Consider the following 14,436-nt stretch of genomic DNA (forward strand, 5'->3'; position numbering starts at 1 on the left):
CCAGCGGCGTGCGGTCGTGGCGGAATTGGTAGACGCGCAGCGTTGAGGTCGCTGTGGGGTAAAACCCGTGGAAGTTCGAGTCTTCTCGACCGCACCATCTCGTAGTCTCCCATCGTGATCAGTAACGGCCGTCCAGGCGCCGGTACCCCGGCTCCGCCAGGGGCACGTATCGCGGTATGCCATGCCTCCTGCGGTCCCCGGGGCGCGTCGGTGCCGTCCATCCCTCCGAGACAGGGATGCGTGTTGCCGAGCCCGCAATCGGGCGCCGCCTCATCCTGAACCGCGCGCGTGGGGCGCGGTTCAGGATGAGGCGGGAGCGGGCACAGGGTCTCGCGGCCGCGTCCGGGTTGCCGCCGCTGCTAGAGCGCCCCGTCGAGCAGACGTCGCAGCGTCGCCCCGAACCGATCCGCGACTTGCGCGCGGGCGACATGCGCGCCGCCGCTGACGACATGCACGCCAGCGGCCCAGACATCGGAGACCGAGACGTCGCGCGCGAAGATCCAGCGGTCGAGCAGGCGGTCGCCCCCCCCGGGCAGTCGATGCGGATCGGTCAGACCGACGAGGTCGGCCGGACGGCCGGACGCGATCTCGGGTGGCTCCGCGCCCAGCGCCTGCGCACCGCCGAAGGCGGCGGCGTCGAAGAGCCTCCGGCCGGTCGATCCGCCGTCTTCGGCCAGAACGTTGCGCGCCCGGCGGGTCAGGCGCTGGCCGTATTCGAGCGTCCGCAACTCCTCCGCAAGGTCGATCCGGATGTTGGAATCGGTGCCGACCGCGAGTCGCCCGCCCGCCCGAAGATAGTCCGGCGCCTCGAAGACCCCGTCGCCGAGGTTGGCCTCGGTGACCGGGCAGAGCCCCGCCACCGCGCCGGAACGTGCCACGGTCCGCACCTCGGCCGCGGTCATGTGCGTGGCATGGATCAGGCACCACCGCGCGTCGAGCGCGACCCGGGCGGCCAGCCACGCCACCGGGCGCTCGCCTGAAAAGGCGAGGCAATCGGCGACTTCCCGTTCCTGTTCGGCGACGTGGATGTGCACGACGCGGTCCGGGAAGGCTGCCGCGAGCATCGCGAGGTCCGCCTCGGAGGCGGCGCGCAGGGAGTGCGGCGCATAGCCGACCCGGTCCCCGCCCCGTCTCGCCAAGCGGTCGGCCGCCGCGACGAGATCGACGAAGCTGTCGACGGACTGCAGGAAGCGGCGCTGCCCGTCGCTCGCGGGGGCCGGCCCGAAACCGCCGTGGGCATAGAACACCGGCAGATGCGTCAGGGCGATCCCGGTCGCGGCCGCCGCGGCGAAGATGCGTGCGGTGAGTTCCGCGGGATCGTCGTAGGGCCGCCCATCGGGGGCGCGGTGAAGATAGTGGAACTCGCCCACACGGGTGAAACCCGCTTCCAGCATTTCCACGTAGGCCATTTCGGCGAGGCACTGCACCGCATCCGGGTCCACCGAGAGCGCGAAGCGGTACATCGTTTCCCGCCACGTCCAGAAGCTCTCGCGGCCGGCGCGCCGCCCCTCCGCAAGCCCCGCGACCCCCCGCTGGAACGCATGGCTGTGGACGTTGGCCATCCCCGGCAGAAGGCAATCGACGATCGAGTCGCCGGGTGCCGCGGTCGTTGCGGTCTGGACCTTCGAGATTCGGCCATCGTCCACCAGCACCCGGACCCCGCTGTCCCATCCGCCGGGCAGGAGTGCGCGTTTCGCGAAGATCATCCGTTGTCCCCCGGTCCCGGTGCGTGACGTGTCGTGGCGACTTTCCGGCTTCACAGGCCATTCCTGTTATGTCTATACTTATTCAGCCCAGCTTGCATAGCCGACTCCCGCGGACCGCCCATGGCCATCGACACGATCTGGAAGAATGCCCGCGCCTGCGGGGCCGGTGCGCCGGTCGATATCGCCGTCGCGGGCGGCCGGATCGCGGGCGTCGGCCCCGGGCTGACGGCATCGGAGGCCGAGGTGGTCGATTGCGGGGGGCGGCTCGTCACCCCCGCCTTCATCGACTGTCACAGCCATATCGTCCACGGCGGTGACCGGACCGCGGAATTCGAGATGCGACTCGAGGGGGCGAGCTACGAGCAGATCGCGCGGGCCGGTGGCGGCATCGTCGAGACGATGCGCGCGACCCGGGCGCTGGATGCCGACGGCCTCGTGGCGGCGGCCCTGCCGCGGGTCGATGCGCTTCTGGCCGAGGGCGTGTCGACCATCGAGGTGAAGTCCGGCTACGGGCTCGCGATCGAGCCGGAACTCGACATGCTGCGGGCCGCGCGGCGGATCGAAAGCCTGCGGCCGGTGCGCATCCGCACCAGCTGGCTCGCGGCGCACGCCATGCCCCCCGACGCGGCCGGGGACAAGGCCGATTACATTCGCGACGTCGCCATCGCGGGGCTGAACGCGGCGGTGGCGGAGGGGCTCGTCGACGCCGTGGATGCCTTCTGCGAGGGACTGGCCTTTTCGCCCGGGGAGATCGAGCCGCTCTTTGCCCGGGCAGCCGCCCTCGGTCTTCCGGTCAGGCTTCACACCGAGCAGTTGACCCGGTCGGGCGGCGCCCTCCTCGCCGCCCGATACGGCGCCTTGTCGGTCGATCATTTCGAACACGCCGCCCCGGAGGACATCGCCGCCATCGCGGCCTCGGGCAGCGTCGCGGTTCTGCTGCCGGGGGCGTTCTACATGCTGCGCATGACCCAGGCGCCGCCGGTCGCCGCGCTTCGTGCGGCCGGCGTGCCGATGGCGCTGGCCACCGATTGCAACCCAGGCTCCTCGCCGATCTCCTCGCTTCTTCTGACGCTGAACATGGGCGCGGTGCTCTTCGGCATGACCGTGCGCGAGTGCCTCGACGGGGTCACCGGCAACGCCGCGCGTGCGCTCGGCCTGCGGGAGGAAACGGGTCGGCTCGCACCGGGGCTGTCGGCCGATTTCACGCTCTGGGACGCCGAACGCCCGGCCGAACTCGTGGGGCGGGCGGGGCTGAACCCGATCCATCGCCGGGTGTTCCGGGGGATGCCCGATGGTTGAAACGCTGACGCCCGGGTCGGTCCCGCTTTCCACCCTCGCTCGGATCTACCGGGGCTCCTGCGACGTGGCGCTCGATGCGGAGGCAAGCCCCGGCATCGACCGGTCGGCGGCACGTATCGCCGAGGTCGCCGCCGGCGACAGGCCGGTCTACGGCGTGAACACCGGGTTCGGCAAGCTCGCCTCGATCAGGATCGAGGCGGCGGATGTCGCGCAGCTCCAGCGCAACCTGATCCTCAGCCATTGCTGCGGCGTGGGCGACCCGCTGGCACCGGAGATCGTGCGCTTCGTCATGGTGCTGAAGCTGATGTCGCTCGGCCGCGGGGCCTCGGGCGTGCGCCCGCAGGTGATCGCGCTGATGGAGGCGATGCTGCGCCGCGGCGTGCTTCCGGTTATCCCCGGGCAGGGCTCGGTCGGCGCGTCGGGCGATCTGGCCCCGCTCGCGCACATGGCCGCGGCGATGATCGGGGAGGGGGAGGCGACCTTCGAGGGCGCGCGCCTGCCGGCACGCGCGGCGCTGACGCGGGCGGGGCTCTCGCCGCTGGACCTCTCGGCCAAGGAGGGGCTCGCGCTGATCAACGGCACCCAGGTCTCGACCGCCCTGGCGCTCGCGGGGCTCTTCCGCGCCGAACGCGCGCTGCGCACCTCGCTCGTGACAGGGGCGATGTCGACCGATGCGGCGATGGGCTCGACCGCGCCGTTCGCTCCGGAGATTCACGACCTGCGCGGTCATGCCGGGCAGATCGAGGTGGCCGCGAGCCTGCGGGCCATCCTCGACGGCTCGGTCATCCGCGACAGTCATGTCGAGGGCGACGAGCGGGTGCAGGACCCCTATTGCCTGCGATGCCACCCCCAGGTCACCGGTGCCTGCCTCGACCTTCTGCGCCAGAGCGCGGTCACGCTCGGGATCGAGGCGAATGCCGCGACCGACAATCCGCTTGTCCTCAGCGATGGCGCGGTCGTCTCGGGCGGGAACTTCCATGCCGAGCCGGTGGCCTTCGCCGCCGACCAGATCGCCCTGGCGGTGGCCGAGATCGGCGCGATCACCCAGCGGCGGATCGCGATGCTGGTCGACCCGGCCCTCAGCTTCGGGCTGCCGGCGTTTCTGAGCCCCGGCCCGGGCCTGAATTCGGGGCTGATGATCGCCGAGGTGACATCCGCTGCATTGATGAGCGAGAACAAGCAACTGGCCCATCCGGCTTCGGTGGATTCGACGCCGACCTCGGCCAATCAGGAAGACCATGTCTCGATGGCGTGCCACGGCGCGCGGCGGCTCGTGCCGATGACGGCGAACCTTTTCTGCATTGTCGGCATCGAGGCGCTGACCGGGGCGCAGGGCATCGCGCTGCGCCGGCCTCTGACGACATCGCCGAGGCTCGCCACCGCGATCGCGGTGTTGCGGGAGGCGGTCGCGGAGCTGTCCGAAGACCGCTACTTGGCGCCCGATCTCGATGCCGCGGCCGCCCTCGTCGCCGGCGGACACCTCGCCGGCCCGCTGGCGGACGTCCTGCCCGAGGTCGCCTGATGGAGCCGGTCCGGATCACGCGGGGCGACAGCCCTCTTGTCCTGGGCCTCCCCCACGCCGGCACCCATGTGCCCGAGGCGGTGCGTGCGGCGCTCAACGACGAAGGTCGCGTGCTGCGCGACACCGACTGGCACATCGACCGGCTGTACGCCGACCTCGTCCCCGGGGCGACCTGCGTCGCCGCGACCGTCCACCGCTACGTGATCGACGCGAACCGCGATCCCACCGGCCGGACCCTCTATCCCGGCCGGTCCACGACCGGCCTGGTCCCGCTGACGACCTTCGACAACGTGCCGATCTGGCGCGACGGCATGGAGCCGGGCGCGGCGGACACCGCACGCCGCCTCGCGGCCTGCCACGCCCCCTATCATGCCGCCCTCGCCGGCGAGCTCGACCGGGTGAAGGCGCGCCACGGCTACGCGGTCCTTTACGACTGCCACTCCATCCGCTCGGAGATTCCATGGCTCTTCGAGGGTGTTCTGCCGGACTTCAACATCGGCACCGATCTCGGCGCGACCTGCGCGCCCGCGATCGAGGCCGCGGCGCGTGACGCCTGCCTCGCAACCGGCCGCACGACGGTGGTCAACGGCCGGTTCCGGGGCGGATGGACGACCCGCCACTACGGCAAACCCGAGAACGGCATCCACGCCATCCAGATGGAGCTGGCGCAGCGCACGCATCTCGCCTGCGAGGCTCCTCCCTTTGCGCTCTCGCCCGATCTCTCCGTGAGCTTGCGCGCGCAGCTTTCCGATATTCTTCAGGCAATCCTCGACGCGGCGAGCGCCGTCCGCGCCGGTGCCGACACCAAGGGATCCCGATATGCGCGACCCGCGTCATAACCAGCGCGACGTCTTTCCGCCCACGGGGCCGCACCTCACGGCACGGAACTGGCAGACCGAGGCGGCGCTGCGGATGCTGATGAACAACCTGCACCCGGACGTCGCGGAGAATCCCCACGAGCTTGTCGTCTATGGCGGGATCGGCCGCGCCGCCCGCACCTGGGAGGATTTCGACAGCATCGTCGCCGCCCTGACCGACCTCGGATCCGACGAGACGCTTGTCGTGCAGTCGGGCAAACCGGTCGCCGTCGTCCGCACACATCCGGATGCCCCGCGCGTTCTGATCGCCAACTCCAACCTCGTGCCCAACTGGGCCAACTGGGACCATTTCAACGCGCTCGATAAGGCGGGGTTGATGATGTACGGCCAGATGACGGCCGGATCCTGGATCTACATCGGCACCCAGGGCATCGTGCAGGGCACCTACGAGACCTTCGCCGAGGCCGGGCGCCAGCATTACGGCGGCGATCTGGCCGGGCGCTGGATCCTGACGGGGGGCCTCGGCGGCATGGGCGGGGCGCAGCCGCTCGCGGCGGTCTTCGCCGGGGCCTGCTGCCTCGCGGTCGAATGCGACGAAACCCGGATCGATTTTCGCCTGCGCACCCGGTACCTCGACGAGAGGGCCACCGATCTGGACGACGCCCTCGCCATGATCGACCGCTGGACGCGCGCGGGTGAGGCGCGGTCCGTGGGGCTTCTCGGCAATGCCGCGGATGTCTTTGCCGAACTCGCCCGGCGCGGGGTCCGTCCCGATATCGTGACCGACCAGACGAGCGCCCACGACCCGCTGCACGGCTATCTGCCGCAGGGCTGGAGTGTCGCGGAATGGCGCGCGAAGCAGGAAAGCGCGCCCAAGGCCGTCGAGACCGCCGCGCGCGCGGCGATGCGGGTCCACGTGGCGGCGATGGTCGATTTCTGGAACGCGGGCGTGCCGGTCCTCGACTACGGCAACAACATCCGGCAGGTCGCATGGGAGGAAGGGCTGGAGAATGCCTTCGCCTTCCCGGGCTTCGTGCCGGCCTGTATCCGCCCGCTTTTCTGCCGCGGGATCGGTCCCTTCCGGTGGTGCGCGCTCTCCGGCGACCCCGAGGATATCTACCGGACCGACGCGGCGATGAAGGCGTTGTTTCCCGACAACGCGCACCTGCACCAATGGCTCGACATGGCCCGCGCGCGGATCGACTTTCAGGGCCTGCCCGCGCGGATCTGCTGGATCGGTCTGGGCGACCGGCACCGCGCGGGACTCAAGTTCAACGAGATGGTCGCCTCGGGCGAGTTGAAGGCGCCGGTGGTGATCGGGCGCGACCATCTCGACAGCGGCTCGGTCGCGAGCCCCAACCGCGAGACCGAGTCGATGAAGGACGGTTCGGACGCCGTGAGCGACTGGCCCCTGCTCAACGCGCTCGTCAACACGGCCTCGGGCGCGACCTGGGTGTCGCTCCATCATGGCGGAGGCGTGGGCATGGGCTTTTCACAGCATGCGGGCATGGTGATCTGCGCCGATGGCACGCCGGAAGCGGCGGCGCGTCTCGAACGGGTGCTCTGGAACGACCCGGCATCGGGCGTCTGGCGGCACGCCGATGCAGGCTACGAGGACGCGATCGCCTGTGCGAAGGAACACGGGCTGCGGTTGCCGCGCATCCCGGCGACCTGAGCCCGGGGGCGCTCAGGGCTTCGTCCGGCCCGACCCCTTGACGGCATCGGCGCGGGGTTCGAACTCGGCGGTGAGCTGATAGGTCTCCCCGGGGTAGATCAGACGGGCATGGGTGACCCAGGTGTCGCCGATCTCGGTCTTGCGCAGGATCTCGAGACAGGCCGTGCCCGCCGCGTGGTCGAGAAGCCTTGCATCGTCGCCGGTCACATTGATGGCGCGCACCGAATGGCGCGCCGTAGTCCATGGCAAGGAGCGCAGAAGCCAATTGCCCGGGACGTCGACCGTGAAATCGACGGTCTCGGCGTCGGGCGCCGCGGCAAGGTTGATCGCCCGCGTCTCGAGGCAGAACGGCGCGTCATCGGCGTAATGCAGCCCCTGAAGGACAAGGACCCGGTCGCGGACCGATCCAGGCTGCGCCCCCAGGAGGCGCAGCTCGAAGGGCGCGAGCGTCCGCGTCTCGCTTTCCAGGAGCTGCCAGGCGTAGCGCTTTCCGAGCGCGGCGACCTCGTCGGCGACGATGTTGATCTCCAGCACCGCCGACTGCGAGCGCGCCTCGGCCACCACCGTGCCGCGGCGCTTCCTGCGGATGAGGAACCCCTCCTGCGCAAGCTGCGTCAGCGCCTTGTTCATCGTCATCCGCGATACGCCGTATTGCTCGGCGAGCTCGGTTTCCCGGGCAAGCTGGTGCCCCGGCGGCCAGTGGCCCTCGACGATCAGGGCGCGGATCTCGTCGAGGATCTGGGAATGGCGCGGTCGCGCGTCGCTCTTCGTCACTTGGGCCTCGCCGCTACTTGCCCCTTTGTATAGACATGATCGCGCCGCTTCGCGAGGTCGCCCGCGAGGCGCGGCGCAGGGACCGCGCAGGGATCGCAAGCCCCGCAGAGGCTGCGTCCCCTCGGCGCCGGCACGACGCCCGCGCGTCGGCGGGAAAGGGGGCCGTCCCGCGGTGTTCGTTGACGGTCGCATGGTGGCGCTCCGGCGACGAACCGACCGGCCCCTGTCGCGCTCCGGCGTCGCGGTGCGCCCCCTCGATGGTCGACGCCCCGGCGCTGCATTCACCGACTGCGCCGCGCGCCTCTCTCCGGCGGATCCTGCGAGTACATCCGGACCCGGAGGCCGCGGACCCGGGAGGTGGTGACCGGCGGCGCGTCCCGGTCGGCCGGACCTCAGCGCAGCACGCAGAGCATCTCGTAAAGGAGGTTCGCGGCGATGAGCGCCGTGTTGCCGGAGGGGTCGTAGGGCGGCGAGACCTCGACGAGGTCGCAGCCCACGAGGTTGAGGCCGGCGCATCCGCGCACGATCTCGAGCGCCTGCCAGGTCGAAAGGCCGCCCGGCTCCACCGTGCCCGTCCCGGGGGCGAAGGCCGGGTCGAGGCTGTCGATGTCGAAGGACAGGTAGACCGGCGCGTCGCCCATGGTTGCGCGGACCTGCTCCATCAGCGGCGTGGCGGAGCGGTACCAGAGCTCCTCGGCCTGCACGACCGTCCAGCCCTGCGACCGGCCCCAGTCGAAATCCTCGGGCGCGTAGCCCGTGCCGCGCAGCCCGATCTGAAACACGCGGTCGTTCAGCAGGCAGCCCTCCTCCCAGGCGCGGCGGAAGGGGGTGCCATGCGCCTCTGCCTCGCCGAACATCGCCTCGTTGATGTCGGCATGCGCGTCCACGTGGATGAGCGCGACCGGCCCGTGCCGCTCCTTCATCGCGCGCAGGATCGGCCATGTCAGCGTGTGATCCCCGCCGAGCGTGAGCGGCACCGCGCCGTGGTCGAGGATCTGGCGGTAGTGATCGGCGATGATCCCGACCGACTTCTTCAGGTCGAAGGTATTGACCGGCACGTCGCCGATGTCGGCCACCTGCATGCGATCGAAGGGCGCGGCGCCGGTGGCCATGTTGTAGGGGCGCAGCATGCGGCTTTCGTCGCGGATCTGGCGGGGGCCGAGGCGCGTGCCGGGCCGGTTCGACGTTCCGATGTCCATCGGGATGCCCACGAAGCAGGCGTCGAGGCCCTCTGCCGTCTCCTGCGCGGGCAGGCGCATCATGGTGGCGGGGCCGCCGAAGCGGGGCATCGCGTTGCCGCCGAGCGGCTGGTTGAAGCGCGTCATGGCTCCTCCTTGGTGGCGATCAGGCGGGCGAGGGGGCGGATCTGCGCGGCCACGCGGTCGCGGAGCGCGGCCAGTGTCATCTCCTCGTTCTTCACGAACTCGATAAACTCCATGTTGAGATCGTTGAAGAGCAACTGTCCGATGGTCGCGGGGTCGATGTCGGCGCGTACGGCGCCGCGGGCCTGAAGCGTCTCGAGGAGCGCCGTGACCTGCCCGGCGAGGCGGCGATCGAGGTCGAGGTAGCGCCGGCCGTTCGGCGTCTCGGGCGCCTCGATCGACAGGGCCATGGCGCGGCGCCACATCTCCTTGGAGAGATATTCGAGGGAGTGGTCGTAGTAGCCGAAGATCAGGGTCAGGATCGCATCGGCCACGCCTTCGGGCGGGTTGGCGACAAGCGCCTCGCCTTCGTCGAGCACTTCTTCGACCTCCATCGTCACCGTGGCGATCAGGATGTCGCCCTTGGTGCGGTAGTAATTGTAGACGGTGCCGACCGAGACCTCGGCCGCCTCGGCGAGGTCCTCGATTCGCACGGCGCGGTAGCCATCCGCCCGGAAGCGCGTCACCGCTGCCTGCAGAATGCGCTTTTCGCGGTCGGCCTTCTGTCTTTCCCGCAATCCGGCCATGGGCGCGCGCCAAACTCCCTTGAGCGAACTCATCTTTAGTGTTGACTGCAAAGATGAGCGAGTTCAACTTTTTTCCAAAACGACATGCAACAGGAGAGACGAAGATGATGACCGCGACCGCCCGCCTTCTGGGCACGACCGTGTTGACCCTCGCGGCCGGTGCCGCCGCCGCGCAGGACGAGTTGAATGCCCTCGTCTGGTGCGACCACACCGACCCGGAGCTGATCGAGCCCTTCGAGCAGGAACACGACGTCACCGTGAACCTGCGCGAATACGAGGGCACCGGCGCCGCGCTCGCGCTGCTGGAGCAGTCGCGCCCGGGCGACTGGGACGTGCTGGTGATCGACGGCATCGACGTCTTCCGCGCGGTGGAGGCCGGCATCCTCGCACCCTTGCCCGAGGAGGAGCTTCCCGAGGACGACTTCTTCCCCGAAGTGGTGATGAAGGAGAACAACTCCGCCGACGGCACGACCTACGCGGTCACCGAGAAGTTCGGCTACAACACGATCTCCTACAACTCCGAGGCCGTCGATCCCGCGGACATGCAGGACCTCTCCACCGTCTGGTCGGACGATTACGCGGGCCGGCTGACGATCTACGACTACTACCTGCCGGTGATGGGCCTCGCCGCGCTCTCGGCGGGCATCGACACCGCCGGGATCGGCGAGGACGATCTCGACGCGATCGGCACCGTGATGTCCGAGATGCGCGCCGCCGCGGCCTCGGTCGGCGGGGTGGTGGCAAGCCAGACGGCGCTCGCCACCGGCGAGGTGGACATCGTCGTGGGCGGGGGCGAATGGCTGACGGCCGTCCTCGCCGAGGAACAGCCCGAGCTCACCTGGACGATCCCCGAGCAGGGCGCGGTGCGCTGGTCGCAGTCGATCGGCGTGCTCGCCGACAGCGAGAAGCCCGACCTCGCGCTGGAGTTCGTGAAATACATCGTCAGCCCCGAGGGGCAGGCGCGGCTCGCCACCTCCTCCTGCTTCTGGGGGATGCCGGCGAACGCGCAGGCGGGCGAGCATCTGACGCAGGCGCAGAAAGACGTCCTGCGCTGGGACGATCAGGAAGCCTATCTCGCCAACTCGCAGCTCTACCCGGCACCCGACACGGATCTCGACATCGAGATGCAGGACCTCTGGCTGGATACGCTGCAACAGTGAGCGCGCGCGCGGACAGTCGGAAGGGCTGGGGCTTCGCCGCCCCGGCCCTTCTCTGGACGGCGGCCTTCTTCGTCGTCCCCTTCGTGGTGATGGCCGTGATGAGCCTCGCCACGCTGGACGGGCGCACGCTGATCTGGGGGCTTCACCCCGACAACTACCTCGAGCTCGCCGAGAAGCGCTATCTCTGGCGGGCGGTGCTGGTCTCGGTCGAGATCACGCTGACCGTCACCGTCGTCTCGGTGCTGCTGGCCTATCCGCTGGCGTGGATCATCGCCTTCCGCGTGCCGGCGCGCTGGCAGCGGCTGGCGCTCCTGCTCGCGATCCTGCCGTTCTGGACCTCCTACGTCGTGCGCTCCTACGCGTGGCTTCTGGTGCTCGCGCGGGAAGGCGTGGTGAACCAGACGCTGATGACGCTGGGGCTGATCGCCGAGCCCGTGACGCTCGCCAACACGCGGATCGCCACCGTGACCGGCTTCGTGCATTTCTTCGTCATGCTGCTGACGCTGACGATCTACGCCAACCTCGTGCAGCTCTCGCCCAACTACCGCCGCGCGGCGATGGACCTCGGCGCGAACGCCTTTCAGACCTTCCGGCACGTGATCCTGCCGCTCACCCTGCCGGGGATCGCGACGGGCGCGTTTCTCACCTTCGTGCTCTGCATCGGCGACTACATCACCCCCGAAATTCTCGGCGGAAACAACGAGCTCACGGTGCCGCAGGTCATCATGGTGCAGCTCGGGCGGCGCGCGGATTTCCCCCTCGCCTCGGCGCTCGCCATCGTGCTCATGGGCCTCGTGACGCTCGCCTATCTGGGCGTCGCCCGCTGGCTGCGGATCGACCGGCTGTGACGCGCGTGCTGCCCTGGCTCTATCTCGCCGCCGCCTTCGCCTTCATCTACCTGCCGGTCGGCGTGCTGGTGCTCTTTTCCTTTCAGGACGGCACGCTCCCGGTGCCGCCCTTCGAGGGGCCGAGCCTGCGCTGGTACGCGGGCGTACTCTCGGACGACGACCTGACCGCGGCGCTCCTGAACTCCGTCGTGGTGGCGGCGGGGCAGGGGGCCGTGGCGGTGACGCTGGGCTTTCTCGCCGCCTACGGGCTGGCGCGGCACGTGGTGCCGGGGACGGTCTTTCTGCGCGCGCTGCTGATCGCGCCGCTGACGGTGAGTTACCTGATCGTCGGGCTGGGCCTGCTGATCGTGGTGCAGCAGGTGGGGCTCGGCCTCTCGCTCTGGACGGCCGGGATCGGGCATGTGGTCATCAACCTGCCGATCTGTTTCGCGATCATCTATGCCGCGATGGGCGCGCAGCAGCAGAGCGCCGAGCGCGCGGCGCGCGACCTCGGCGCGGGCGAATTCGACGTGATCCGCCTCGTGACCGTGCCGATGCTCGCGCCCGCGATCCTCGCCTCCTATTTCCTCTCCGTCACGCTCAGCTGGGACGAGTTCATCATCGCCTTCCTGCTCACCCGTTTCGACGTGACCCTGCCCGTGGAAATCTGGTCGCTGCTGCGCTCGGGGCTCTCGCCGCGGCTCAACGCCATCGGCAGCGTCGTCTTTCTCGTCTCGGTCACCGCCGTCGTGGCCGCCGAAGTGCTGATCTTCAGGAGGCGCCGATGACAGCCAACGTCACCGTGGAGGCCGTGAGCCATCGCTTCGGCGCGGTCGCGGCGCTCTCCGACATCCGGCTGGAGATCGCGGCCGGGGAATACGTCACGCTGCTGGGCCCCTCGGGCTGCGGCAAGACCACGCTCCTGTCGGTGCTGGGCGGCTTTCTGGAGCCGAGTGGGGGCCGCGTGCTGATCGGCGGGCAGGACATGACCCACGTCCCGCCCACGCGGCGCCCCACCACCACGATGTTTCAAGACTACGCGCTCTTCCCGCACATGAGCCTTGCCGACAACGTGGCCTTCGGGCTGCGCATGGCCGGGGTGGGCAAGCGGGCGCGCATGTCCCGCGCGGGCGAGATGCTGGCGCTCGTCGGGCTGGCCGAGGACGGCGCCAAGCGCCCGCATGAACTCTCCGGCGGGCAGCGCCAGCGCGTCGCGCTCGCCCGCTGCCTCGCCGTGGAGCCGGAGGTGCTGCTCCTCGACGAGCCGCTCGGCGCGCTCGACCTGAAGCTCCGCCGCAACATGCAGGACGAGCTCAAGTCCATCCAGCGGCAGGTTGGCACCACCTTCGTGCATGTCACCCACGACCAGGAGGAGGCGATGGCGATCGCCGACCGCATCGTGGTGATGAACGCGGGCCGGATCGAGGACGAGGGCGCGCCGCGCCGCATCTACCGGGAGCCGCGCACGCTCTTCGCCGCGGGTTTCATGGGCGAGATCAACCGCATCCCCGCGCGCGCCGTCGCGGGCCGGGTGGAAACGCCCTTCGGCCCCGTGCCCGCCGCGCCGCCCGCGGGGCGCGCGCTCGTCGCCTGCCTGCGCCCCGAGGCGGTGAGCCCCGCGCCGGCGCGCTTCCAGATCGGCCCGGCGCGGGTGCGGGACGCGGCCTTCTTCGGCACCTACTGCCGCGCGCATCTGGTGCCCGAGGCGGCGCCGGACCTCATCCTCGTCGCGCATCTGCCCCCCGACGCCTTGCCCGAGGAAGGGGCGGTGTTGACGCTTCACGCCGACCCTGACTCCCTCGCCGTCTTTCCCGAGGAGTGAGACCCATGCAGCGCGCCCGCCCCGAGGACTGGTACCGCGTCGAGACGAAGGGCGACGACGTCACCCTGATCTCGGAGCCCTTCATTCAGCCCTTCTACCGCTGCAACTGCTGGCACGTGCGCGGGCGCGACCGCGACATGCTGGTGGACAGCGGGATGGGCGTTGTCAGCTTGCGCGACTGGGTGCCGCTGGTGACGGAGCGCGACCTGACGGCGGTGGCGAGCCACACGCATTTCGACCACATCGGCTGCCACCACGAGTTCGCGGACCGCGTGGTGCACGAAGCCGAGGCCGACATCCTCGCCGATCCGACCAACGCGGCGACGCTCGCCGATCCTTACGTCACCGACGGGATCTTCGAGCGGCTGCCGCCTGCGCCCTACCAGTCGACGACCTACCGCCTCACCGCCGCGCCGGCCACCCGCACCGTGCGCGACGGTGACATGATCGACCTGGGCGACAGGCATTTCGAGGTGATCCATACGCCGGGCCACTCTCCCGGCGGCATCGCGCTCTGGGAGGCCGCAAGCGGCATCCTCTTCTCCGGCGACATCGTCTACGACGGCCCGCTGATCGAGGACACCTACCATTCGGACGCGGCCGACTATCACCGCTCGATGGTGCGCCTTTACGACCTGCCGGTGCGCGTCGTGCACGGCGGACACTTCCCCAGCTACGGCGCCGCGCGCCACCGCGCGATCATCCGCGCCTGGCTCGACGAAAGGGAGCGCGGCTGAGCCCGGCGCCCGTCCATGCCGTCCTCGGGGCCCTCCTCGGGTCCGTCCGCGGGGCCGTCCCCGGGCGGAACCCTGCCCGCCGCCGCGCATTCCCCCGGTGCGCCCCTGTCTCGGGCGCGTCAGGCGCAAGGAGAACCGGCATGGCGGA

The 14,436-nt window shown here is 70.1% G+C and carries 13 protein-coding genes and 1 tRNA gene; 10 read left to right on the forward strand and 4 right to left on the reverse strand.

All coding sequences use genetic code 11. The annotated features are described in order from the left end of the window. Positions 1-10: 10 nt before the first annotated feature. Positions 11-97, forward strand: a tRNA-Leu gene (locus tag ACESL7_RS03125). Between the two features lie 262 nt (positions 98-359). Here ACESL7_RS03125 and ACESL7_RS03130 read toward each other — a convergent pair. Beyond that, a complete protein-coding gene (locus ACESL7_RS03130) occupies positions 360-1,706 on the reverse strand; it encodes a formimidoylglutamate deiminase (protein ID WP_372891357.1) in 1,347 nt (448 codons plus the stop codon). Between the two features lie 120 nt (positions 1,707-1,826). Between ACESL7_RS03130 and hutI the strand changes: the two genes are divergently transcribed. Genes hutI through hutU form a run of 4 tightly spaced genes read left to right on the forward strand, consistent with a single transcriptional unit; the run spans position 1,827 to position 7,020 of the window. After that, complete coding sequence (gene hutI / locus ACESL7_RS03135) at positions 1,827-3,005, forward strand: imidazolonepropionase (RefSeq protein ID WP_372891359.1); 1,179 nt, start codon at positions 1,827-1,829, stop codon at positions 3,003-3,005. Further along, a complete protein-coding gene (gene hutH / locus ACESL7_RS03140) occupies positions 2,998-4,527 on the forward strand; it encodes a histidine ammonia-lyase (protein ID WP_372891361.1) in 1,530 nt (509 codons plus the stop codon). The genes hutI and hutH overlap by 8 nt, the downstream gene beginning before the upstream one ends. Continuing rightward, the gene (gene hutG, locus ACESL7_RS03145) at positions 4,527-5,366 is read left to right on the forward strand and encodes an N-formylglutamate deformylase (RefSeq protein ID WP_372891363.1); all 840 of its coding nucleotides are present in this window, start codon (positions 4,527-4,529) and stop codon (positions 5,364-5,366) included. Before hutH ends, hutG begins: the two co-directional genes overlap by 1 nt. Next, a complete protein-coding gene (gene hutU / locus ACESL7_RS03150; protein ID WP_372891365.1) occupies positions 5,347-7,020 on the forward strand; it encodes a urocanate hydratase in 1,674 nt (557 codons plus the stop codon). The genes hutG and hutU overlap by 20 nt, the downstream gene beginning before the upstream one ends. Positions 7,021-7,032: 12 nt before the next feature. On the opposite strand, the gene hutC is transcribed toward hutU, so the two are convergent. From hutC to ACESL7_RS03165, 3 genes are all read right to left on the reverse strand, one after another. Beyond that, positions 7,033-7,794 (reverse strand): histidine utilization transcriptional repressor HutC, encoded by a 762-nt coding sequence (hutC, locus tag ACESL7_RS03155; protein WP_372891367.1) that lies wholly within the window; start codon positions 7,792-7,794, stop codon positions 7,033-7,035. Positions 7,795-8,186: 392 nt separating this feature from the next. Then, positions 8,187-9,119: an agmatinase gene (gene speB, locus ACESL7_RS03160; RefSeq protein WP_372891369.1), complete on the reverse strand. Its 933-nt coding sequence runs from the start codon at positions 9,117-9,119 to the stop codon at positions 8,187-8,189. Next, positions 9,116-9,742, reverse strand: coding sequence for a TetR/AcrR family transcriptional regulator (locus ACESL7_RS03165; protein ID WP_372891371.1), 627 nt, complete (start codon positions 9,740-9,742; stop codon positions 9,116-9,118). The genes speB and ACESL7_RS03165 overlap by 4 nt, the downstream gene beginning before the upstream one ends. 104 nt (positions 9,743-9,846) lie before the next feature. Here ACESL7_RS03165 and ACESL7_RS03170 point away from each other — a divergent pair, with 104 nt between their 5' ends. The 5 genes from ACESL7_RS03170 to ACESL7_RS03190 are packed head-to-tail and all read left to right on the forward strand — an operon-like array spanning position 9,847 to position 14,288. Further along, positions 9,847-10,902 (forward strand): extracellular solute-binding protein, encoded by a 1,056-nt coding sequence (locus ACESL7_RS03170; protein ID WP_372891373.1) that lies wholly within the window; start codon positions 9,847-9,849, stop codon positions 10,900-10,902. Beyond that, positions 10,899-11,750: an ABC transporter permease gene (locus ACESL7_RS03175; RefSeq protein WP_372891375.1), complete on the forward strand. Its 852-nt coding sequence runs from the start codon at positions 10,899-10,901 to the stop codon at positions 11,748-11,750. Before ACESL7_RS03170 ends, ACESL7_RS03175 begins: the two co-directional genes overlap by 4 nt. After that, the gene (locus ACESL7_RS03180; protein ID WP_372891377.1) at positions 11,747-12,517 is read left to right on the forward strand and encodes an ABC transporter permease; all 771 of its coding nucleotides are present in this window, start codon (positions 11,747-11,749) and stop codon (positions 12,515-12,517) included. Before ACESL7_RS03175 ends, ACESL7_RS03180 begins: the two co-directional genes overlap by 4 nt. Then, positions 12,514-13,551, forward strand: a complete 1,038-nt coding sequence (locus tag ACESL7_RS03185; RefSeq protein WP_372891379.1) for an ABC transporter ATP-binding protein — start codon at positions 12,514-12,516, stop codon at positions 13,549-13,551. Before ACESL7_RS03180 ends, ACESL7_RS03185 begins: the two co-directional genes overlap by 4 nt. Positions 13,552-13,556: 5 nt before the next feature. After that, complete coding sequence (locus tag ACESL7_RS03190; RefSeq protein WP_372891381.1) at positions 13,557-14,288, forward strand: MBL fold metallo-hydrolase; 732 nt, start codon at positions 13,557-13,559, stop codon at positions 14,286-14,288. Positions 14,289-14,436 lie beyond the last annotated feature (148 nt).

Source organism: Rhodosalinus sp. (assembly GCF_041685465.1).
Lineage (GTDB): Bacteria > Pseudomonadota > Alphaproteobacteria > Rhodobacterales > Rhodobacteraceae > Rhodosalinus.